Here is a 23684-nt window from a genome sequence, read left to right as displayed (position 1 = left end):
CCTGATTGGTAGTAAGAGTGAAGAAAAAACAGTTTTTCATCTTCACGATAAAGCTTTCGTTTTGAAGTCATAATAGTAACACATTTATTAGTTTGTAAATGTGTCTACCTATATCAGGATAAGACATTATACAAAAACAGAGAGTTTTATGTGTGTACTTGATACATACTACTTGTGATTATTGAAGCATCAATGATACAAATTTTATTTGATATATTACTAAAAAGTATTTAATATGAAGTCTATTATATTTATTTTTTTTATTGTTTTTGTGGTGGGATGCAACTCCCATGAAAATCTCGTTTCTGTAAGACAAGTACAAAACGATAGTCCTGTGATATTGAGGATAAGAAAAGACAGAACGGCTATTCATAGCTTATTATATCCTATAGCATTTGAATTTAAGAAAAATGGTAATAGAGAAATTTCTTATGGTGAAAATTCTTATTTTGCCAAGAATGAAAATATATGTCCGGGAACAGCGGGATGCTATCTACGGGTGGATGATAATGATAGATATCTGACTTATTCTTATAGAAAGTTTGACGGAAAAATAAAATATGTTATTGACAAAAATGATACAATAAAAGAATTTATGTCCGTATATTACAAAAAAATGATTAATGAAAATAAAGATACTATTCATGTTTCTTTAAAAGAATTCAATAACCATTTTAAATATATTATTGATAATTTCTTCGAGGGAGATTCTATCTATCTGCATTTTCATGATCATAAAAGATGGATTGATGTTCCTTTGAGAGTTTCTTTCAATTGATGACCCATGCAACTTATGGGTGTGGGCTGGCACGTAAAAGAACAAGAGACAAACGTGGAGCCTGCGAGGACTGGATGAAAAGTAGCGAATTGGGATGTGTACAGGCAAATATCCTGCTGCCGCTGTGTGATGAATATATGAAGGAAAGGACAGATTCCCTGAAAAGACAAAATGAGGGGAAAGAACAGTCAGAGTAATAACGTCTTAAAAAGTAACGTAATATGAACAAACATCCATTCATACCCGCTCCGGCAGCCGTTGCCCTATGCTTCGGACTGCTTTGCCTGTCCGCACTCAGCTCGTGTACAGGGTGCAGCTACAACCACGAAAAGGCAATGGGAAGCATAGGTAACATTTTGGGAAAAGTAGATACACTGATGAAAAAAACAGACCGATTTTTGGAAGAACATCTGCCGGAAGAACCGCCTATAGACTACGAAAAAGAGGGGGTGAACAGGAAGCACTTGTTTGTATTTACAGATACGACAATGACCTACAACGGCAAGCCGTTCATGCCGGGAATGTCAATAGGAGAACTGTGTGAGATATTCGGAAATTACGAGCGTCTTGCGGAACCCGGAATATTTATATGGGATTCGATGGGAATCATTATGGTATCACAAGATAAAAGTGGAAAAGACAGTGCCCCTGTAAGCGGAATAATGATTAACTGGAATATAGAATTAGATGATTTTCTATCCGAAGAAAACCTAAAATGGCTAAAGAACCGCTGCCCACATCAGTATTTTACGGGTAAAATAGTTGTCGGTGGAGCAGTTTTGGGCAGAGGTATGCACATGGATGATTTTCTGAAAAAAACAAATCTGAAATTCGATAACAATCCGTTCCCTCTGCTTTATTACTGTGACTTGTATGACTGGGACTACACCAAAGCGCCTATACACCGCAGAGAAGAATATTATACCTATTGTATCAAGAAGTCTGATGACGGTAATGATATCTCACATTTTGATATTGACATTAACTCACGAGGTTTTGGTGACCCACCGTACGAAGGTCCTGAATATGAAAAGTACATAAACCACCCTGATTAAAACATAGTTATCATGAAAACACGAATCAACCTCTCAGTCTATCTTATAGTATTGTTCTTCACGCTAACAGCCTGTGGTGAAAGAACGGACGGTCTGTATGGCACACGCTACAGCCGCTCGGAACTGGAAGAAATGGGGGTAAACACCGAGCATCTGTTTATTTTCGACGGTGATAAAATAACTTATAACGGCAAAGAGTTCTGGCCGGGAATGAGTATTGAAGAGGTGACGGAGATCTTCGGTGAACCTTATACACGTACGTATAAAGGAAAGGCTTTCTTTCATGAGTATATAACTTACTTCTGGGATGACTGGGGAGTAATGGTCAGTACTCAATTGAGAGATAGTATTCAAACAGTGATGATGGTGGATATTCGCTGGAATTTGACAGTTGGCAAAGCACTGGAACTTGCAAATAGTGATAACTTGCGAGATTTAGTAAAAAGTATGAAGGAAGACAATCCCAAGACTTATTTTAAAGGCAATATTCTAGTTGGTGGCGTGCCATTGGGAAGGATGACAAATGTAAAGAAGGATTTTATGGAAGAAAATGAACTCATTTTTTTTCAACGGCATAGAGGAGATCGGATAGTAGAACATAGGGTTTTGCATTCTTACGATTATACAAAACTTAAAAATTTCAAGAAAGAGGATCGTTATATGTTTTACTATACTATTTTGATGTCTACGGATTTTACAAAAACAGAAAGTTTTATGTGTATACTTAATAAGTACTACCTGTAACTTTAGCTGGCGGAATTGAATGGATAAAAGATTTATATAGGTGTAACAGTTTATCTGAAGAACGAATGTAGCAAAAAATTAAAGTATGCATATTGCTGACTGTTGCAGGGCTATCGGGCAGCAATAGAAAAATCGTGGATTCAAGTCCAAGTAATAACACAGGAAGAATTATATGCCCAATGCTGCGTGGCTTACCTGATGAATGTAACAGCTCATTCCTCCACTGTTTCCCTTTTCATCTGTCACTTTTCGCAGATAGATTCTCTGATAACCTTGATCTCTCCGTTCATTTTTGTCCCATTCTCAACGCTGACAGCCCGATTTTTTGACAGATAATCCTTTCTGGGCAGTTTCTACAGTTCAAACTTGTGCAGAGAGATAATACTTCGTGTTGAGTTGTATATTGCATAAAGGTGTGCGTTTTTACCACTCTGGTCAAATAAAACATTCCTTTTTGGGCGTGATTGGGTTGTGGCTTACCTTTCATGAACAGAAATCCGTAAATATTATCAGGAATCGTAAAAGATATCTGTTCTACACTTGCTAAATTTGTGAATATCAGCAAAAAATAAAACGGATATGTCGAAAATGAAACCTGAAATGACAAACAAAGCCTTGCATAGAAAGATAGCGTTTTCCTTTGCTTTTTTTGTATTGGTAATAGTCTGTATGGCAGGGATAGTGTTCATTGAGCGAAAGCGTCTGATGGAAATAGAAGAAAACACATCAGCTGCACGCAAGACCCATTGGGATATTTATTATGCACATCAATATATTACGCGCCTTGCCATGTTAGGTGAAACAGTAGCCGGATGGAACTGTTCGGATTATGACGACTATCACAAGACAACTCTTCTGGTTGACAGTATTCTTCATGAAATTAGCAAGGGAAATCCTTCCTGTGTTCCTTCAGAGCAGATAGATTCGTTACGAACCTTGCTTCACACCAAAGAGTTGCATATGTACTTGCTTATGAGAGCCTTCCATAGACTGTCTAAATCAGACAGCCTTTTGATAACCGGACTACAGACAATCAATAGCCATGCAATTGACGGCTTGGTACAAAACGGGAAATCCGGTTTGTTTCCAATGCCGCAGATTATGGAACTTAAATTTCTGAACGAGGATCTTATTAGGACTCAGGAGAAAAGGATGTTTGATTTTGAGGACGGTTCCAGACGCATAAGTCAGGATAATACCAATATAAATGCCCGACTCTTGAATCTTATTGCTACCCTTGATTCGCAAGTACGAAAAGAATTCCGGAATAAAGAACGTAATCTTGATGAAATGAGACAGACCTCCATGAACTTGATTTCCATAATAATTGTAACAACCTGCCTGTTGCTGGTTCTTGCATATGTTTTGATTCAACGTGATGTCAGACAACGGATAGAAATCCAGAAGCGTCTCGAAGAGAGTCTTAAGCAAAACCGGATGTTGCTAAGTATGAGAGAGAAAGTGCTGCTTACCGTATCCCATGATATAAGAGGTCCGCTCAATACAATTACGGGGAGTGCTGAATTGGCTCAAAATACACGAAACAGGAAGAAACGAAACTGTTACATCACTAATATTCTTGACACGTCACGACACATACTCAAGCTGGTAAACAATCTTCTTGATTTGTCAAGACTTAACCAATCAAAAGAAACACCCAACCTGGTTCCATTCCATCTGGAGGAATTGTTGCAACGCATTGTTTCGCTTTATTCACAGGAAACGAATAAAAAGGGACTTCTTTTCAGGTATTCTTTTGATAACTTGCCGACAGCTGTCCTGAATGATCCGGACAGGATTGAACAGATACTTGACAATCTGATATCGAACGCCATCAAATTCACTCCAGACGGAACCGTTTGCTTACAGGCTTCATACCATCAAGGAATATTGTTGCTACGTGTGCAGGATACCGGTATAGGCATGAATCAGCTTACAATAAGACGGGTGTTTAATCCTTTTGAGAAGGCGGCTCCACATATATCGGCTGAAGGATTCGGACTGGGTCTTTCCATTGTCAAAGGGATTGTCAATTTACTCGGAGGAAAAATATCTGTTTCGAGTACGGAAGGGATAGGAAGTTGCTTCGAAGTGTCCATCCCTATGTCGGAAACGAATTTAAACGAGGAAATTCCTTCTCCCGTTAGGACGTTTTCAGGAATACTCCCGAAAAGAGTAATTGCCATAGATGATGATCCGCTACAGCTTGCAGTGATGAAGGAAATGCTTGAACGCAACGGGGTGGATTGTATCACATGCTCTACAGCAAAAGATGTGGTCAAGGCTATGCGGGAGAAAGATTATGATTTGCTGCTTTCTGACATTCAGATGATAGGCACCAGTGGTTTTGAACTGCTTGATCTTTTACGCAACTCGACTGTCGGAAACTCTCGTACAATACCCGTTGTAGCCATGACTGCGCGTGGTGACCGGGGAAATGAAGTTTTTCTAAAAGCCGGATTCGCAGCCTGTATCTACAAACCGTTCTCATCTTCGGAGTTAATCAGCCTGCTTTCAACCATAACAACATCTCTTCCTGTTGAAAGAAAGAGGATAGATTTCAGTGCGATGTTATCCGAGGTCAGCGATAAGAAAAGGCTGCTTGACTCTTTCATTAGCCAGTCAGAGAAGGATAAAAGGGAACTTGATATGGCATTGAAACTCAAAGACCGAAAAAAATTACGGGAAATCACTCATCGTATGCAGCCGATGTGGGAACTGTTACGGATGAAGGAGCTCTTGTCTGCCTATCGGGTCCTGCTGAGAGACTCTACTACAAATGATGATGCTATACAGAAATATACACAGCAAATCATTGAGTGCACCGGCGTATTGATAATAGAGGCTGAAAACGAAATAAAAAGACTGACAAATGAAACGGAAAATACTGATAGTTGAAGATAACATAAGTTTGTCGCAGATGCAGAAAGACTGGTTTGCACAAGCAGGTTATGATGTGGTAACAGCCATGAACGAACCGATAGCACGCTCGTTGATACGTAAGACTGCATTTGATTTGATTCTTTCGGATGTGCGTCTGCCGGAAGGGGACGGTATCTCCCTGCTGGAATGGCTCCGCAAGGAAAAGAAGAAAATCCCATTCATCATCACAACCGAATATGTATCGGTTCCGGATGTGGTACGTACCATCAAAATGGGTGCGATAGACTATCTGCCCAAACCGGTACACAGGGAACATCTGCTGGAATTGGCAGAAGATGTGTTCCAGCCTATGGTCACTGTACGGGAGAAGGAGAAGGTTCTGTTTCATCGGACAAGCCCGAAAATTCTGAAGGTAGAGAAGTACTCAAGACTGGTGGCTCCGTCAGAAATGGCTGTAATGATACTCGGTGCCAACGGAACCGGCAAGGAATCGGTGGCACAGTATATTCATCAGGGCAGTGAACGCCGGCATATGCCGTTCGTGGCGGTGAATTGCGGAGCATTGCCCCGTGAACTGGCGGCTTCGCTTCTCTTCGGACATGAGAAAGGGGCATTTACCGGTGCCGATACCGCCAAGGTTGGTTACTTCGACATGGCGAAAGGCGGGACATTGTTTTTGGATGAGATCGGAACAATGTCCTATGAAATTCAATCCATGCTTCTCCGTGTGTTGCAGGAAAGTACCTATATGCCAATCGGCAGCAGCAAGGAACGGGTAGCGGATGTGCGGATAGTCTCTGCCACAAACGAGGATTTGCAGCAGGCTATCAAACAGGGGCGGTTCAGAGAAGATCTCTATCACCGTTTGAACGAGTTTGAGATTCGCCAGCCCTCGTTGAGTGAATGCCCGGAGGACATTCTCCCCTTGGCCGAGTTTTTCCGTGAACGCTATTCAAAGGAGTTGAAACGCGAAACAAACGGTTTTTCCGATGATGCCAGGCGCAGGATGCTTAACTATCCGTGGCCGGGCAATGTGCGTGAACTGCTAAACCGGGTGAAACGCTCCGTGCTTGTTTCGGAATCACCGGTATTGGAAATGGAAGGGTTGGATACAGAAATCCATCAGCATGATAATGAATCAACTGCCACACCTGCTATCCGCCCACTAAAGGACGAAGCGCAGGAGAAAATGAACATCATCAATGCCCTTAAAGCCTGCAACGGACACCGGGAACAGGCGGCAGCGATGCTCAAGATCAATCCGGCAACGCTGTACAGAAAGATGAAAAAATACGGGATGAATTAAAAAATGATGTCCGTAGCTAATGCAAATCTCGCTGAATATGTGTACATTTGCAAGTAAATAGAGAAAAAGCGGCATATCGTCTGGGAGACGGTTGCCGATTGTATATAACATAAGACCGCAAGGCGTTTCTAATGGGAATCTGGAAAATTAACATTAACAGGAACTATTGCGTGATTGCTTATGCTATGCCTACGCATAGCGTGCATTCACCTATTCCTGTTAAGGCATTCCAGAGCCTCCATTAGAAGTAGTGTGTTTGCACGCTTCTTTTTTGGAACGGCTACCGGTCCGGATTTAAAACAGGATTTATATGTCAAAAATCCAAGCAGTAACGGTAATGACGCTGGACGGTTTCCTGCCGGAACCTGACAACGTGCTGACGCAATGGGTAATGAACCATAGAAAAGGGTTTGTTCATTGGCGGGAACACTGCAATGCCTGGATTCTACCTCACTCCATTCTGGATCTGCTCTGCGAGAAAGACCACAAAAACGCTTCTTTTACCTATCTGGCAGAAGTTCATGATACAGAATCCCTTGAACTTCTGCGGGGACTTTTCCACTACAATCTTGTGGATGAATTTATAGTTTATCTATTTCCTTATTCTATGGGAAAGGGACATTCCGTACAGAACATTCTTCCTTCCCGGCAGTGGCAGTTGCATAAAGCCGTTGCTTTTTCCAACGGTATCTGCCGCCTGATTTACCGCAATCCTTGCAGGATGTAACTTGCATTTTGCGAGATTTCTTGCATTCTGCAAGGTTTTATTTCCATCATTTCTTTTCTCTGATAAATTTTATTTCGCTGTATTTCAATGGAATATCGATGCCATTCCATGAAATATGGTGCCATTGGCATGCCGTTAGCTCTATATCATGATATAACCTGTTGCGCGACAAGGTGTAATCACCCGATTATTTACACTCAAAGACAGACCGTATTATGATACAGATAGACCGTGAAACCTTCCAGATGATGATCCATCAGATCATGGAACGGTTCGACAAGATTGAAGACAGACTGAACCGCATGAACCGCCAGACTTCCGCTCTTGACGGCGACAAGCTGCTGGACAATCAGGACATGTGCGAGCTGCTCGGCATAACCAAGCGCACCCTCGCACGGTACCGCCAGAAGAAACTCGTGGCGTATTACATGATTGACGGGCGTACCTATTACAAGTCTTCTGAGGTAGAGGCATTCCTCAACCAGAAGGGGAAACGTATGCCGGCAAGACTGAAAAACCAGGTGGAATAATTAAACTGAAAAGAATATGGAACTTGTATGTATTGACAAACAGACTTTTGAAGAGCTGCGTATCCGCTTCTGCAAATTTGAGGAACGGATGACACACATTTGCCGACCGGTAGAGGACCTCGGTCTGAAAAACTGGCTGGACAACCAGGAAGTGTGCGATGTGCTCCGCATCAACAAAAAGACTCTTCAGGCATATCGGGCCAAAGGGATACTTCCCTTCAGCCGTATAAAGAACAAGCTCTTCTACAAGCCGGAAGATATACAGAGACTGTTGGATTTGAGTTATCACCCTTTAATAAAGAGTAGATTATGAGCTATCATTTCATAGACAAGAAAGACCCGCACATTGATGTGATGTTTCAGGGATTGGAGAAATTGGAGAAGATGCTTTCAGTATTAGAGGAAATCCCGAGAACGCTCTTCAACGGTGAACGCTTCCTTACGGATGAGGAGCTTTCCAATGTCCTGCGGGTGAGCAGACGCACATTGCAGGAATACCGTACATCCGGTGTAATCCCTTACTACCTGGTACAGGGAAAGGCTCTCTATAAAGAGTCCGACATTATGAAAATACTGGACGATGCCTATAAGCGGTGCCGGGAAGAACAACGCTGGGTATAGCTGGCATCATTAAAGTCAGAACGGAGAAACGACCTGCCGGGTTGCGGTTGTTTCTCCGTTCTCCTTTTCATACGACTTACGATTTCCGTTTCCGTTTTTTCTTTGTCGTGAAATCCTCTTCACATAATTCTATTCTGTTACCGAATCCGGTGGCTCTCAAGCGTTTCATATCCTCGTCCACTTTTGTGTCCGTAACCTGCGCGTAAATTTGCGTGGTGGAAATGGAGGTATGTCCCATCATACGGCTTACCGTCTCTATCGGGACACCCAACGAGAGAGTGATGTGGGTTCCGTAATTATGCCGGGCCTGGTGGAAGGTCAAATCAAATCCATAGGCCTTTCCCAATTCTTTTGTCAGCATGATAAAATAACAGCGTCCGTAAATGTTGAACACCTTGTCCCCGGTTCTTTGGCTACGGTACTTCTCTATGATTTGGAGAGGAATATCCAGCAGACGCACAGAGGAAAGCGTATCGGTCTTTTGGCGGTAGATATGAATCCACCAAGTGCCGTCGTCTGCCTGCGTAATATCATTTACTGACAACTTCTTCAAATCCGCATATGCCAGTCCGGTAAAAGTCGAAAAGATGAACATATCCCTCACGAATTGTAATTGCGGCTTCTCTACGGGAGTAGTCATCAATGTCTTGAGGTCCTCCAGCTTCATGTGGCGGCTTCTTCTTTTGGGGAGTTCGGGGTGCAGACGGCAGTATGGGTCCCGTCTCAACGTGCCCTGGCTGACAGCCCGCACCGTGAGTTTTTTCAAGCGGTACAGATGCTCATGCACGCTTTTGGGCTTCAGATTGCGGTCGGTGCGCAGGAAAACTTCAAAATCGTCATAGAACACCCTGTCAAGACTTCGCAACGTGACATCTTCCATACCCTTCTTTTCCCGTACAAATGCGGAAAGATGTTTGTATGAACGCTGATAGGACTCGTATGTCTCCCGTATGCGGTCTATCCCGACACGTTTCTTGAATTCCTCATTATGCTCCCTGAAGAGAGCCAGCAGGGTAAGCGGCTTCTGTCCGATACCTTTGACTGCATTCTTGACCAGTTCTGCCGTGATGAAACCCAGGCTGTTCTTTATCCGATCATAATGTCCGGCTATCTCGCTTGTCAGGTGATCTATGGCGCGGTTCACAGTAACGGCATTCTCGCTTCGTCCATCTGCACGCCCTTTCTCCGGATTCCAGATAGCCGGATTGACAGATACTTTGGTACCTATCTGAGCCCATTCGGCATCGATGCTCACCTTGCACAACAACTGGCACATCCCGTCCTTGCGTATTTTTGTACGGTTGATATAAAACAGCACGGCAAATGTGCTGCGGCGTTTGGTATTCTGTTTCTCAATATTCTGTTTCATATACTTTCCATTTAAGGGTTTATTAAATGACGACAGAAAAGCGTTCTGAAATTTTCCGGTTCAGTGCCTTTGTATCGGCATCTATCTTGTCATCGGTTACTTTCGCATAAATTTGGGTGGTTTCTATCTGGCTGTGTCCGAGCATTTTGCTGACTGTTTCAAGGGGTACGCCATGGGAAAGTGTTATTTCCGTAGCGTATGTATGACGGGCCACATGAAAGACCAACGGACGGTTTATGTGGCAGATTTGCGCAATCTCTTTTAAATAATGGTTCAGCATGGAATTGCAGTACATCGGCAGCAACTTGTCATCGGGAGCAGTGTCGCTGTACTTCTTCAGAATCTGTAGCGGCAAATCAAGCAGCGGAATCTCAAATTCTATTTTGGTTTTCTGTCTGGCACTTTTTATCCACCATGTCCCATCTTCTGCTGAACATAGGTTGCTTTTGGTCAGCAGACACATATCTCTATATGAAATCCCGGTAAAACAGGAAAACAAAAATATATCACGGACATGATATAATGTCTGTCTGTGAAGCGGAGTGGTCATGATTCTGTGTAACTCTTCTGCCGTGAGATATTTCTGTACGGCTTTAGGACGCACCGGCTCGTATCCCAAAAACGGACTGGCGGTAATGATACCGTCAGCGATGGCTTCGCCGACAATCGTTTTCAGTTGTACGGTCAGATTGATGATTGTTCCGGGGGCGAGATTGCGTTCTGTCCGAAGGTACAAATCATACTTGTCAATAAAGGAACGGTCCAGCGCAGAGAACGGGATATCGGAAAGTTTGTATTTTGCCTGCAAGAATCTTTCGATATGGTTGTAGGCATTCCGGTAAGCACGCAGACTTCCTATGGTGCGGTTTACTCCCACACGCTTTTCAAAACAATTGATAAATCGTCTGAAGTAGCCCAAAAGAGTTTCCTGTCCGCTGGCCATTCCAAGCAGAATACTTTTTACCTCTTCTGCTGTCACACCGTCACGTACAGCCGACAGTTCTGAGTAGATACTTAAAGCCATCGCACGAATCTCGTCCAAACGGTTGTTTATTTCCTTTGCCGCCACACTCTTGCCGGATGCACGTCCGGAAGTCCAGCGCGACTGTGACACTTTCATTTTCACACTGAATGCCGCTTCCGAGTATTTTCCGACACTTAACTTAGCCATTACAGGGCAGTTTCCGTCAACATCCGCCTCGCTCTTTTTCAGGTAGAACGATACCTTTACATTTGCCTGATTCATAACTAATTCCTTTGTTTGCAAAATTATTATATAGCGAGCAAATGAATGGCATGAAAAATATAGCAGAACGGAGAATAAGGTCCTTCGCCTAACAAACAAACCCTGTCTTTTTTTCTAATATGGAAAAATATGACTAAGTTTGCATGATAGACATAGCAAGAAACATCGTTCCATGCAGTGATAAACAGGATATGAAAAGTAGAAATGGAAGCTATTTCCAACCCTCTTTTTCAATCCGGAAAAGGCAACGGATAAGTAGCGATTTGTTTTCCTAACTCCCTCAAAAACGGTCAAAAACCACAATTGGAAGAATCTGGAACAAAGCTACATATTTCTATAGTTCTCAAACACTTTGCACTATTTTCTCAAAAGTTATCCGTATGTGGGCGAGTTTCACTATATTTGTTTAATAAATAACCCATTAAGGAGAGTTTTGCCTATGCGCTGCGGGAAGAACTTTTTCAAGTTTTCTAGATGCCAGTCAAAAGTCCGACCCCATTCTGTATATCACTGGATACTTTTGCTGCTGATTCTCTCCCTGGCTCCCCGTCAGGCCATGCCTTCCGGTGCCACCATCACCGCAGACTCCATTACCCGTTTCATTCATTTCAGTACACAGCAGGGACTGGCATCCGACAAAGTACTGAACATCCTTCAGGACCGCTACGGATTCATATGGCTGGCAACCGATTTCGGCCTTTCCCGATACGACGGCACTGCATTCCGCAATTACTTTCATACAGAAACCGATACCTGCAGCCTTTCCGACAATACAGTGACTGCCTTGTGCGAGGATGCAGAAGGAACCCTCTGGGTGGGTACCCGCAACGGACTGAACCGCTACGACCGGGCGACGGCCACCTTCAGGCGATATACCACCCGCAACGGACTGAAAAACAATTTTGTCAAGGCTCTGCATGCCGACAAAGAAGGCAATGTCTGGATAGAGACCGACCAGGGATATCTGACACAGTTCAACCGCCCGAAGGCACAGTGGAATACCTATCCGCATCCTGCCGGAATAGCCGAAGGAAACTACTATTACTGGCACATCTACGAAGACCGGAAGCAGAATTTATGGATTGGAGGAAGAACCTTGCAAGGCATCGTATTTTCCAAGAAAACCCATCAGGCTGTAACCCGCCCCACCTGGTCTGACAAGGGAATCGCACTGGAGTCCGCTTTTTTTACCGAGACTCCGGACGGCAGCCTGCTTTCCTCCTCCGCTGGATCCATACAACGCTACGACCCGCATCAGGAAAAGTTCGTTCATTGCCACTCCATCCCTTTCGAAGCAACCTGTGGGGTAACCGACCGGCAAGGGAATATCTGGATAGGCAGGTACGGGGGACTGGTGCGCTGGAGTTATCCTGAAGACAGTTTCACACTGTTTACTAACTCCAGCAACCGCCTTTCCGACCTCTCCTCCAACCACATTCTCTGCCTGCACGCTACACAGGACGGATGCGTATGGATAGGAACCGACAAGGGAGCCTACCTGTACAGTCCACATCAGAACCTGTTCCGGTTTTATCCCGGATACGATGTGTCTGCACTCATGGAAGACCGGGACCGGAATTTATGGGTAGGTACGGAAAATGACGGCAGTTATGTATTCAACTGGGAAAAGGGAAGCGTATCGCATTTCAATTACCGACTGATGACCAAGGACATCGATCCTTCCACCTTTCACCGCGAAAAAGAGACCCTCCGCCAATACATCCGCCATGAAGCCATCTACAGCAATCCGCCGCTTCCGGAAGAGATTGTAGAGGATTATGCAGCCTACCGGAAAGCCGACCTGCACTTCCGGTATCCGGAAGAGAACCGGGTAACGGCCCTGTATCAGGACCGGAACGGAATGATTTATGTCGGATTATGGAACCATGTGGGTTTCAACGTATATGATCCCCGGCACCACACCTGGAAACGGTATGCCCTATGGAGCAAGAAACCCGACTACCATTACCCGCGGTTGTGGCTGGGCAATCCGTTCGGGGCCAACTGGTACAACGGTTTTCTGGAAGACCGGAAGGGACGGTTGTGGTGTGCCACCTGGGAAGCCTTCGGGCTGAACCTGTTCAACCGGGAGAAGGGAAGGTTTGATTTCAAGCATTATTTCCCCAATAACGTGCCTTCTTTCCCGCACGGAAAGATTGAACAGATTTTCTATGATCCGGTACGCAAGCAATATCTCATGAACGGAAGACTGAATTTTCTGGGAGCTTACGACTGTCGTGAAAAACGCTTCTATCAGTTTGGCGAACAGTTTCCGGCCGATTATCCCAACCGGGACCTGGTAGAGGGATATTACCAGTACAGCAAGACCAGCGTCTTTTCGCTGCCGTATGAATTCGACTGCCAGTCCATACAGACCGACGGGAAAGACAAACTCTTTCTGGCCAGTCCGCAGCAGATAATATACATGGATTTGACCGACCACCGGACTTACCCAGTCTGTGACCTTTCCGGAGGTTCCGCTTTTGCATGGACGGTATCAGACGACGGGAGCGTCCTCCTTGTCCATTCCGGCAAAGGCTTCTTCACCATCAACACCAATACCCTGAAGCAGCAGAAAGCCGCAGTTCCGGAAATCAACTGCACGGACAAAGGCATTGCCTGCGATGCAGGTATCCGGAAACTGCTGTACCGGAGCCATCGGGAATTATGGGCAGCCACGGACAAGATGCTGTGGCGACTCGCCCCACAAGGAGAATGGGTTCCGATGCTTCCTGACCCGCAGGAAGTCAGCAGCCTGGCCAAAGCCCCGGAAGGCAGGCTCTATGCAGGCACTTCAAAAGGACTGTACATATTCGGCGGCGACCGCATCCTCGGTCATTATCCATTCTCAGAAACCGACCATGACGGTATTCCCGGCAATCAGATCAGGAACATATATCCTACCGGAAACTATACCTGCTGGATAGCCACCAACCAGGGGCTGGTACAACTGAAAACCGGACAAAAACAAGTCTACAGGCAGCAGCCCGACAAACCATATGGTTTGCTGAGCAATGACATCACAGTGATTGCCCCGGGCCCCGACCAACAGTTGTGGGTAGGCACCGACCGGGGACTCTGTCTGTTCAATCCTAAATCGCAACGATTTACCGACATGAGCCGCCCCGGCAACGACTGTCTGACCTCCCGTCTGGCCAGTTGCCTGGCAGCCGACAGTCGAGGCGATATCTGGATCGGCACCAGCGAAAACGGCCTCAACCGTCTTTCCCTTGAAGCCGATACCCTTACCCATTTCTATCACGAAGCATGGAACCCATTCAGTCTGCCCGACAACGAGATTACCTCCATCTGTTGCGGCAACCACGGAGAAGTCTGGGTCGGCACTCCCCGGGGAGCCGCCCGATACCTCAGAAAACTGGCACAGTTCCGGCCTTATGGAACGACGGCCCAGTACCAGATCAGAGGAATACAGGACGACCGGCAATCGCAGTTGTGGATGAGCACCCACAACGGACTGCTGCTGGTAGATTCCTGCGGCACGATTATACGGAAATTCTATGATTATCACGGACTGCCGCACAACAACCTCTCTCGGGCCATCTGCCGCCTGCAGGATGGCAGCATTGCCGTAGGATGCGATTACGGCTTCAGTCTTTTCCAGCCGGAAGCACTGAAGAAGGATTTTCCGGCTCCCCAACTGCTGCTGTCCAGTATGAAAGTCAACGGAGAGCGCTACCCGGCCGACATCAACGGAACCCGGAAACTGGCACTCAAGGCTAAAGAAAACTCTTTTGCCGTTCACTTCTCGGGAGCAGCCTACGAGTTCAGTCCTTACCTGAAATACCGGTACCGCCTGCTTCCCCTCGACAAGGGATGGAACTATACACAGCCCCCCTACCTTGCCGCTCAGTATACCCGGCTGCCGGCAGGAAATTACCGGCTTGAGATAGAAGTCTCCAACGCATTCGGAGAATGGAACGGGCACCCCCTGACGCTGGCCCTCCATATCGCTACGCCCTGGTACCGCTCCTGGTGGTTCATCAGTCTGTCTACCAGTGCCATTCTACTGGGCATATGGGGCATCATCCGCTTCCGGGAACGACAGTTGCGGAAAAGAAACGAAGACCTGGAAAAACAGGTGGAAGAACGGACCGAAAAACTGTATCTGATGATGGAAAACAAAAACAAGTTTTTCAACATCGTATCGCACGACCTGAAGAGCCCGTTGAGCCACCTGAACCTGCTTTCAGAGGGATTGCTGGAAGAGTTCGGCCAACTGGACGAGGAGGAGAAAATCAGGAAAATCCAACTGATTCATCAGGTATCTTCCCAGGGAAAGGCCCTGCTGGACAACCTCCAGTTCTGGGTGCTTTCTCAAAAGGATATCATCCGGCCGGCTTTCCGCCCTACCCGCCTGAACGACGAGATTGCAGCCGTACTGCAACTGCTGGATCCTCACATCCGGCAGAAGGCACTCACGGTCAGCGTACCCGACCAACCGGTGGAAGTCTATACCGACAAAAACATGCTTTCCACCATTCTGAGGAACCTTATCAACAATGCCATCAAATATTCCTACCCCGGAGGAAGCATCCACATCCGGGTACAGGAAACTCCCCAGAGCTGGAAGGTCAGCGTGGAAGACCACGGAACCGGCATGCCTCCCGAACGCGTCGACAAACTGTTCCAGACCGGCACCAAAGTCTCCTGCCGCGGAACGGCCCAGGAAAGCGGAACCGGGCTAGGACTGCTCATTGTCAAAGAATTCATCAACCGCCTGGGGGAAACCATCCAGGTAAAAAGCATAGAAGGAAAAGGAAGTATATTTACATTTACATTACAAAAAACACTTCAATATGATCAAAGTATTTATTGTTGACGACTCCGAGATTCATCTGGAAGGAATGAAAAGTATCCTGAAACAGGCAGATACCATACAAATAACCGCTGCGGCCCGGCAGCCGGAAGAGGCCAGACAGATATTGCAGAAAGAAAGCTTCGACCTGGCCATAGTAGACATCAGCCTGGCCGAGGAAGCCGACGGACTGGACCTGGCCCAGTTCATCAAGGCGCACTATCCGCACCTGCCCGTCCTCATTCTTTCCCATTATAAGAACATATCCTACATCATCCGGGCCCTGCGGCTTCAGTTGAACGGATACCTGGCCAAGGATACCCCGGCGGTGGAACTGATCGGAGCCATACAGGCCGTGGCACAGGGCAAGGGATTTTATTTCGGAAACACCATCCCCTACAACGAAATCATACAGGCTTTCGGCAGCGAAGCCAACCTCCGCAAGCGGAAGCCCTACGAACTGAGCAACCGGGAAATGGAGGTCGTACAGCTCCTCGCCAACGGCTGTACCAGCAAGGAAATCGGCTGCCAGCTGAACATCGACCCCAATACCGTAGAGACCTACAAAGACCGCATAAAGAGCAAACTCGACTGCAAGTCGGCGCTTGAAATCGTCGTCTTTGCCTACAAGAACAAACTGGTACTCTGACAACCAGCCTCTGCCAACGGTACACCTTCGGTGAGCAGCACGCATTTTTAATAAAAATAACACAGGCCGACGAAAATAGCGGCGATAGATTACACTACATCATTTTTTTTCTTAACTTTGCGCTGCAACCGAGCAAACAAAAAAGAAACAACTTTAAACAAAAAATATTTGAGATTATGATGACTATTGACAAATTCAACTTTGCCGGCAAAAAGGCAATCGTTCGCGTTGACTTCAACGTACCTTTGAACGAAGAAGGTAAAATTACTGACGACACTCGTATCCGTGGTGCGCTGCCTACTTTGAAAAAAGTATTGGCTGACGGTGGTGCGCTGATCATCATGTCACACATGGGTAAACCAAAAGGCAAAGTAAATGCTAAATATTCTTTGAGCCAGATTGTAGACGCAGTAGCTGCTGCTCTGGGTACTCCGGTTCAGTTCGCTCCTGACTGCGCTAAGGCTTCTGAAGCTGCTGCAGCTTTGAAACCGGGTGAAGTGCTGTTGCTGGAAAACCTGCGTTTCTATCCGGAAGAAGAAGGTAAGCCGGTAGGTATCGAAAAAGAAAATCCTGCTTACGAAGACGCTAAGAAAGCTATGAAAGCTTCTCAGAAAGAATTCGCTAAGACTTTGGCTTCTTACGCTGACTGCTATGTAATGGATGCATTCGGTACTGCTCACCGTAAACACGCTTCTACAGCTGTCATCGCTGACTACTTCGATGCAGACCACAAGATGTTGGGTTACCTGATGGAAAAAGAAGTTCAGGCTGTAGACAACGTATTGAAAGACATCAAACGTCCGTTCACTGCTATCATGGGTGGTTCTAAAGTTTCTACTAAGATCGGTATCATCGAAAACCTGATGGACAAAGTAGACAACCTGATCCTGTGCGGTGGTATGGCATTCACTTTCGCTAAGGCTAAAGGCGGTAAGATTGGTAACTCACTGGTAGAAGACGACAAACTGCAGTTGGCTTTGGATATCATCGAAAAAGCAAAAGCTAAAGGTGTAAACCTGGTATTGGGTTGCGACTGTATCGCTGCTGACAAGTTTGCAAACGACGCTAACACTCAGGTTTGCGACGACAGCAACATTCCTGACGGATGGATGGGTCTGGATGCAGGTCCTAAGACTCGCGAAGAATTCAAGAACGCTATCAAGGGTGCAAAGACTATCTTGTGGAACGGTCCTGCAGGTGTATTCGAAATGGATAACTTCGCTGCTGGTTCTAAGGCTATCGCTGACGCTATCGCAGAAGCAACTGCTGAAGGTGCATTCTCATTGATCGGTGGTGGTGACTCTGTAGCTTGTATCAACAAGTTTGGTATGGCTGACAAAGTTTCTTACATCTCTACTGGTGGTGGTGCATTGCTGGAAGCTATCGAAGGTAAGATCCTTCCGGGTATCGCAGCTATCCGTGGCGACAAATAAGAAAATTCATTTTTCAATCCATAAAAAAAGGAGGCGCAATCGCCTCCTTTTTTTGTATCTGTACTTCCGGAATTTTTTCCAGAGAGCTTACAGCAGAATTTCCGGAAGGGTCTTACGCTTCTTTTCCGGAACCGTCTCATCGGCCGGATACCCCAACGGAATGAGAACGACCGGCTCCAGATTGGCCGGCAAGTGCATGACCTCCCGACAACGGTCCACATCAAAATTGCATACCCAGCAAGTTCCCAGTCCCTGTTCGGCAGCTGCCAGACACAAATGCTCCACGGCAATGGCCACATCGATGTCCGCATGATCCTTTCCGTCAGCCTTCCGGTGCCAGGACACCTCGTGATCTGCACAGGCAACTATCATACAAGGTGCCGACTGTATCCACTCCCTCGGATAAGCTGTCTTCAGAGCTTCCAGCTGCTCCTTCTCCTGCACAATCGCGAACTTCCACGGCTGAAAATTCACTGCCGAAGGCGACAGGCGGACACACTCCATCACGTAGTCCAACTTCTCCTGTTCCACGGCACGCAATGCATAATTTCTCACCGAATAGCGCGATTTTACCAAATCCAAAAAACTCATACAAATTATCATGTTAAAAGTTAATACTCAGTTCCACACCCAGAATGTCCCGGTTCCGCCTGTCCGTATGCTGACGACAGTAATACAGGTCGAGCGAACAACCGGAACTCAGTTTACAATGCACCCCCGGACGGTAACGCATTTGGGCCACCGTAAAAAAATTCTCTTCACCGATGGGCTGGAACATTTCAATACCCACAAACGGAGAAACCCTCCAGCGCTTCCGTCCATACGAAAACTGCAACTTCGACCGGAGCAGGGTCTCCGCATCCCCGGCGATAAAGGTCTGCTGGAAGCGTTCCCGCCAGGTAACCCTGAAATCGGAAATGTCTACGGGCACCAGAAAACCGGCGTAATACCGGTGCCGGAACTCCCATTCCCCACCTCCCAGGTGACTGTAATGTACCTCATAAGCGCCTTCCACACTCAATGAAGGATAAAGTTTATACCGTCCCCCCACATTCAGGCGGATACGGTCGGCCACCCGGAACGACTCCCTGATCCGGAATCCGGTCATCCCGATCAGCTGAAACCGCTCGTTTACCGGATGAGTAAACTTCACGGTCGACCATCCGGCAAAGTCATGTTCACGGGCAAAGCCCTCCTGGCCTTTTCCCACCAGCAAAAGTATCCATATTCCAACTACAAGCCAAAACCTTCTTTCTATTTTCATATGCCTATTTTTTCTTCTTTCATTCCCCGTTAACCCCCTCTTTCTCGCTGCGATACCTTATTATATACTCCCATTATCATTCCATCTTCCCTGCCGGTCCTTCCATCCTCCTTATCTGCAGCAGTTTTCCTCCTGGAGAACAACGTCTTCTTACATCTATGACGACCGGCCACCTCAGTCCGCTTACAGAACAAAGGCCGCATTCAGGTAAAAATAGCACTCCTTACCCAGACTCTCCTCTTCCGGCAGCGTCACCCGTACGTTCGGAGCCAGCTTGACATACTTGCCCAAGCGGAACTCCGCTCCCACCAGGGCATTCATTCCATCCTGAGCCTTGTTCCAGGCATTGCGCGAATCGAGCCTGTCCCACCTTCCGAAAAGACTCACCTTGTCTCCCGTGCGGAAAGTCGCATACAGCGAGACACCGCTCGCATCCTGACCGTCGATGAAATCAGTATTCAGCTGATGATTGTATTCTCCTCCCACCGAAAGCCACCGGTTCTGATACCCCGCAAAAAACGCGAGGTTGGTAACTCCCTTCAACGCCTTTTCCGAAGCCTCATTGTATGAACCGTACAGACGCAGCACCACACTTTCCACCGGACGGAAGGTCATGCCCGCCCCATACTGAAGTCCCTTGCCTGTCTGCAGATTCTTATATCCTTCACCATTCGCCACAATGACATCCAGCAGCCACCAGTCGTTCACCGTATACGCCGCCGAGATACCCAGGTCGGCACTGCTGCCGAACTTATATTCATCCTGGAAAGACTTCATGACATACCGCTTGCCCCAGAAATCCTCCTGCGTCTTGAACTGAGTAGTACTGATCAGTCCCCCGTTCAGCTCCCATCCGTTTCGCTGCCAGGTTACCTGCGCATTCTTGATGAAGCCGATGCGATGATAATCATCCACCTGCCGAGACTGGCCGAAGTCCATTACCGCCTTGATTTCCAGTTCCGACGAAGCACGATACTCATAGCCGATATAAGCCCTGTCCAGGTCAAAGCCCCGTTCTCCGTTCACCCGTCCGAATCCCGAATAAAAATCGGAAAAAACCGTAATGATCACGTCTCCTTTTTTCTCTTCCGGATTCTCAGCCTTTGCCATGCAAAAACCACCCATGACCAGTGCGAGCGGCCATACTATTTTCTTAATCCATTCCATCATTCTCTTCCAAAACCGACAGTCTCTCGGTATAAAAACAGTTATTTATTCAGATTTTCTCCTCACTTTCGAATACCCTTTTTCAGTTGCCTGCGGTAACTATTCAAACCACTGCGGCATTTATAAAATCAGCGTCGATAATCATAAAAACAACGTCGTCATGCATGATTTCCAAATGCACAGGTAATGAAATCTTCCGTGTGAGGTTGTCTTTTCCTTAAAAGCAGTTAAAGATAATGATTAATTTACTGAAAAGCCTTCTTTTCTGCAGACAAAAATCACCGCAGGCGTAACCGGAACGTCATTTCTGCATTTTTTTTGCGCTTTCTGCATTTTTCGACTAGCCTGCCCGAATTCAGGACTATGCAGACACATGGAAAACTAAATGAAAAAAGAATGAGAAAAATTCTTACAAAATGATAAATATTATATACATACAATTTTCATTTTAAACATATAATATATTCATATTTAGCTATTTATTTAATATATTTGCAAGAAATAAAACAACATACATTAATACATAAACATCATTTATTTTATGAAAAACAATTTTTCAACTAAACTCTTTTTTGCCATTTGTATGGCATTGATTCCTTTTTTCAGTTCATGCAACAAAGACAGCGAGAACAACGGTAACGCAAAAGGAAACGGCGAATGTTATGTAGACGGAAAAAGCATCCAATACCAATATGCCTACATATCCAAAGGCAGCGACAATGAATACACCATTTACCTGAGCTCGGAAGACATGCTCGCACTGACCAGCCAGTCGACTGCCGACCATTCTATTTTTCTGGAAGATGCCTCCATTTACCTCCGCACGGCCAACGGAGAACTCCCCAACGGGACTTACCGCTTTACCAGACAACCGCAGGAAAATTCATGGAACCAGCTGGAAATATGCGGATATTACTGGTTTAACGCATGGGAAGAAGAACCTGACGACATCACCGGCGACAGAGAAGAATATTATTACTCCATGAGCAACAACAATGCCGATTCCAGTATTACCATCAACCTGTCGGGCAATCAGCTGAAGATTGAGATTGCCAAGGCCAATGTATTCAGAGACGAGGACGGCTCCGATGGCGTACAGACTCCTGAAACGGTCACACACGATGCCACACTGCTTTACAACGGAGAAGTGCTGGTCATGAACTGATATCCGGCCGGTATATAACCGGGACGACGGTACATTTTCCGGTCACTCATCTGCCGGTACCCTGATACGGGTGCCGGCTTTTTTATTTTTTATTTTTTGCATTATCTTTGCAGGGTAATCATAAAGACTAAACCCTATATGAAAAAACTGGTTATTTTTGATCTGGACGGTACGCTGCTGAACACCATCGCCGACCTGGCTGCCGCCACGAACTATGCGCTGGGACAATGCGGATACCCCCTCCATGAAGTAGAGGCTTACCGGTATTTTGTAGGAAACGGTATCAACAAACTGTTTGAACGGGCACTTCCCGAGGCCGAAAGAAACGAAGCAAACATTCTGAAAATAAGATCTTTGTTTGTCCCCTATTACAACGAGCACAATGCCGACTTGAGCCGCCCTTATCCGGGTATTCCGCAAGTGCTCGAATCCTTGCAGCAGCAGGGAATCCAGGTGGCAGTGGCATCCAACAAATACCAGGAGGCGACTGTCAAGCTCATCCGCCAGTATTTTCCGGAAATACGCTTTACGGCCATCTTCGGACAACGGGAGGGAGTACCTGCCAAACCGGCTCCGGATGTCATTTTCGAAATCATTGAAATGGCCAAGGTCAATAAAGAAGAGGTGCTGTATGTGGGAGATTCCTGCGTAGACATGCAGACCGGAATCAATGCGGGAGTGGATACGCTGGGAGTCAGTTGGGGATTCCGTCCACGTACGGAACTTGAGGCTTATCATCCGACGGGCATCGCAGACCGTACCGAAGAGATCCTGTCTTTCGTCAACGGCTAAAGAAGGACGGACAGCTGAGAGAAGGCGGACCGGCAATCGTCTTCCGCAAGGACAGAGGACAGGCAGTGTTAGGGAATATTAACAATCAGAAAAGCAAGGTTCCCGTATTACTTTCATTTTAAGGGTAGAACAAACAAAAAAACACTGCCTTATGAAAAATTACAGCTTGCTGAGAAAAACCTTCTGCCTCACCCTGGCAGTCATCGGACTGAGCAGTCTTTCTTCCTGCCTGAACGACGACGACAACACGTATGAGAAAATGATTCCCAACGCTCTGGTAACCGCGAAGACAGACGGCGACGATACCTTCTTCCTCCAGTTGGATGAACAGACCACCCTGCTTCCGGTCAACATGTCTTCTTCTCCTTTCGGAGAGAAAGAAGTGCGGGCCCTGGTCAACTACGAGGAAGTTGAAGAGTCGAGCGGGAAATATTCCAAAGCCGTACAGATCAACTGGATAGACAGCATATTGACCAAGCCGATTGCTCCCGACCTGGGAGAGGATAACGACTCGGTGTATGGCAACGATCCGATAGAGATTCTGAACGACTGGGTGACCATTGCCGAAGACGGATATCTTACGCTCCGCTTCATGACCAACTGGGGCTACGGAAGTCAGCCTCACTACGTAAACCTGCTCCGTACAGATAACGCCGCAAATCCATATGAAGTGGAATTCAGACACAACGCCTACGGAGATGTCTATGGCGAACTGAGTTCGGCACTCGTGGCATTCGACCTGAGCCAGTTGCCCGACACGGACGGAAAAACCGTGAAACTGACCCTGAAATGGAAATCATTCAGTGGCGAAAAATCCACGGAGTTCGATTATTGTACGAGAAAAGCAACCAATGCCGGAGCAGAGGCACTGGTGAACACACGTACGCGCAACGCACTGAAATGACATTTCCGGTATCCGGACGGATACGTTTACACATAAACTCCCTGCTTGTCTGTGAATCACTACATACAGACAGGCAGGGAGCTTTTTTTATTTCCTCAGACAGCCACTGGCTCAGTATAAAATCTTGGGGGATTAACAATAGTAATCTTTTTAAGCATATACATTGGCTAGCCTGAAGAGAAAGAATCTTGTATCCACGACTCCTCTGAATGATGCCCTGAATGCTTTTATCTTT

At 46.3% G+C, this 23684-nt stretch carries 20 protein-coding genes; 15 read left to right on the top strand and 5 right to left on the bottom strand.

The window, feature by feature from the left end:
* The first annotated feature begins 235 nt into the window (after positions 1–235).
* The 9 genes from H3001_RS15790 to H3001_RS15750 all read left to right on the top strand — a co-directional run bounded on the left by H3001_RS15790 (position 236) and on the right by H3001_RS15750 (position 8644).
* On the top strand, positions 236–778 hold the full coding sequence (locus H3001_RS15790; RefSeq protein ID WP_181215457.1) for a hypothetical protein: 543 nt from the start codon (positions 236–238) through the stop codon (positions 776–778).
* Positions 779–999: 221 nt separating this feature from the next.
* Positions 1000–1833, top strand: coding sequence for a DUF7738 domain-containing protein (locus H3001_RS15785; RefSeq protein WP_181215456.1), 834 nt, complete (start codon positions 1000–1002; stop codon positions 1831–1833).
* A gap of 12 nt (positions 1834–1845) precedes the next feature.
* A complete protein-coding gene (locus tag H3001_RS15780; RefSeq protein ID WP_181215455.1) occupies positions 1846–2577 on the top strand; it encodes a DUF7738 domain-containing protein in 732 nt (243 codons plus the stop codon).
* Positions 2578–3156: 579 nt separating this feature from the next.
* The gene (locus H3001_RS15775) at positions 3157–5475 is read left to right on the top strand and encodes an ATP-binding response regulator (protein ID WP_246368651.1); all 2319 of its coding nucleotides are present in this window, start codon (positions 3157–3159) and stop codon (positions 5473–5475) included.
* Positions 5450–6766 carry a sigma-54-dependent transcriptional regulator gene (locus H3001_RS15770; RefSeq protein WP_181215454.1) on the top strand — a complete coding sequence of 439 codons (1317 nt, stop codon included), beginning with the start codon at positions 5450–5452 and terminating at the stop codon, positions 6764–6766. Before H3001_RS15775 ends, H3001_RS15770 begins: the two co-directional genes overlap by 26 nt.
* A 310-nt stretch (positions 6767–7076) precedes the next feature.
* Positions 7077–7493: a hypothetical protein gene (locus H3001_RS15765; protein WP_181215453.1), complete on the top strand. Its 417-nt coding sequence runs from the start codon at positions 7077–7079 to the stop codon at positions 7491–7493.
* Positions 7494–7708: 215 nt separating this feature from the next.
* Entirely contained in the window at positions 7709–8023 is a 315-nt protein-coding gene (locus H3001_RS15760; RefSeq protein ID WP_117905033.1) for a helix-turn-helix domain-containing protein, read from the top strand.
* Between the two features lie 16 nt (positions 8024–8039).
* Complete coding sequence (locus H3001_RS15755) at positions 8040–8336, top strand: helix-turn-helix domain-containing protein (RefSeq protein ID WP_009135689.1); 297 nt, start codon at positions 8040–8042, stop codon at positions 8334–8336.
* Positions 8333–8644: a helix-turn-helix domain-containing protein gene (locus tag H3001_RS15750; protein ID WP_178241305.1), complete on the top strand. Its 312-nt coding sequence runs from the start codon at positions 8333–8335 to the stop codon at positions 8642–8644. Before H3001_RS15755 ends, H3001_RS15750 begins: the two co-directional genes overlap by 4 nt.
* A 76-nt stretch (positions 8645–8720) precedes the next feature.
* On the opposite strand, the gene H3001_RS15745 is transcribed toward H3001_RS15750, so the two are convergent.
* Both H3001_RS15745 and H3001_RS15740 read right to left on the bottom strand, forming a co-directional pair.
* Positions 8721–10013 (bottom strand): site-specific integrase, encoded by a 1293-nt coding sequence (locus H3001_RS15745; RefSeq protein ID WP_181215452.1) that lies wholly within the window; start codon positions 10011–10013, stop codon positions 8721–8723.
* A 22-nt stretch (positions 10014–10035) separates the two neighbouring features.
* A complete protein-coding gene (locus tag H3001_RS15740; protein WP_181215451.1) occupies positions 10036–11259 on the bottom strand; it encodes a site-specific integrase in 1224 nt (407 codons plus the stop codon).
* 520 nt (positions 11260–11779) lie between these two features.
* Here H3001_RS15740 and H3001_RS15735 point away from each other — a divergent pair.
* The 3 genes from H3001_RS15735 to H3001_RS15725 all read left to right on the top strand — a co-directional run bounded on the left by H3001_RS15735 (position 11780) and on the right by H3001_RS15725 (position 18157).
* Positions 11780–16099 (top strand): sensor histidine kinase, encoded by a 4320-nt coding sequence (locus H3001_RS15735; protein WP_181215450.1) that lies wholly within the window; start codon positions 11780–11782, stop codon positions 16097–16099.
* On the top strand, positions 16077–16724 hold the full coding sequence (locus H3001_RS15730; protein WP_181215449.1) for a response regulator transcription factor: 648 nt from the start codon (positions 16077–16079) through the stop codon (positions 16722–16724). Before H3001_RS15735 ends, H3001_RS15730 begins: the two co-directional genes overlap by 23 nt.
* Positions 16725–16900: 176 nt before the next feature.
* Positions 16901–18157 carry a phosphoglycerate kinase gene (locus H3001_RS15725; protein WP_181215448.1) on the top strand — a complete coding sequence of 419 codons (1257 nt, stop codon included), beginning with the start codon at positions 16901–16903 and terminating at the stop codon, positions 18155–18157.
* 87 nt (positions 18158–18244) lie between these two features.
* Here the strand turns inward: H3001_RS15725 and H3001_RS15720 are convergent, their stop codons facing one another.
* The 3 genes from H3001_RS15720 to H3001_RS15710 form a co-directional block, all read right to left on the bottom strand.
* A complete protein-coding gene (locus tag H3001_RS15720; protein ID WP_181215447.1) occupies positions 18245–18748 on the bottom strand; it encodes a nitroreductase family protein in 504 nt (167 codons plus the stop codon).
* A gap of 13 nt (positions 18749–18761) precedes the next feature.
* Positions 18762–19421, bottom strand: a complete 660-nt coding sequence (locus H3001_RS15715; protein WP_181215446.1) for a DUF2490 domain-containing protein — start codon at positions 19419–19421, stop codon at positions 18762–18764.
* 183 nt (positions 19422–19604) lie between these two features.
* Positions 19605–20591 (bottom strand): porin family protein, encoded by a 987-nt coding sequence (locus tag H3001_RS15710; RefSeq protein WP_181215445.1) that lies wholly within the window; start codon positions 20589–20591, stop codon positions 19605–19607.
* Between the two features lie 538 nt (positions 20592–21129).
* On the opposite strand from H3001_RS15710, the gene H3001_RS15705 reads away from it, so the two are divergent.
* From H3001_RS15705 to H3001_RS15695, 3 genes are all read left to right on the top strand, one after another.
* Positions 21130–21753: a hypothetical protein gene (locus tag H3001_RS15705; protein WP_178243455.1), complete on the top strand. Its 624-nt coding sequence runs from the start codon at positions 21130–21132 to the stop codon at positions 21751–21753.
* A 138-nt stretch (positions 21754–21891) separates the two neighbouring features.
* Positions 21892–22545, top strand: a complete 654-nt coding sequence (locus tag H3001_RS15700) for an HAD family hydrolase (RefSeq protein WP_181215444.1) — start codon at positions 21892–21894, stop codon at positions 22543–22545.
* A 151-nt stretch (positions 22546–22696) separates the two neighbouring features.
* Positions 22697–23449, top strand: coding sequence for a NigD1/NigD2 family lipoprotein (locus H3001_RS15695; protein WP_181215443.1), 753 nt, complete (start codon positions 22697–22699; stop codon positions 23447–23449).
* Positions 23450–23684: the final 235 nt, after the last annotated feature.

This window comes from Phocaeicola faecicola, assembly GCF_013618865.1.
Lineage (GTDB): Bacteria > Bacteroidota > Bacteroidia > Bacteroidales > Bacteroidaceae > Phocaeicola > Phocaeicola faecicola.
The sequence above is the reverse complement of the archived record's forward strand: the minus strand, read 5'-3'. Positions and strand labels throughout refer to the sequence as shown.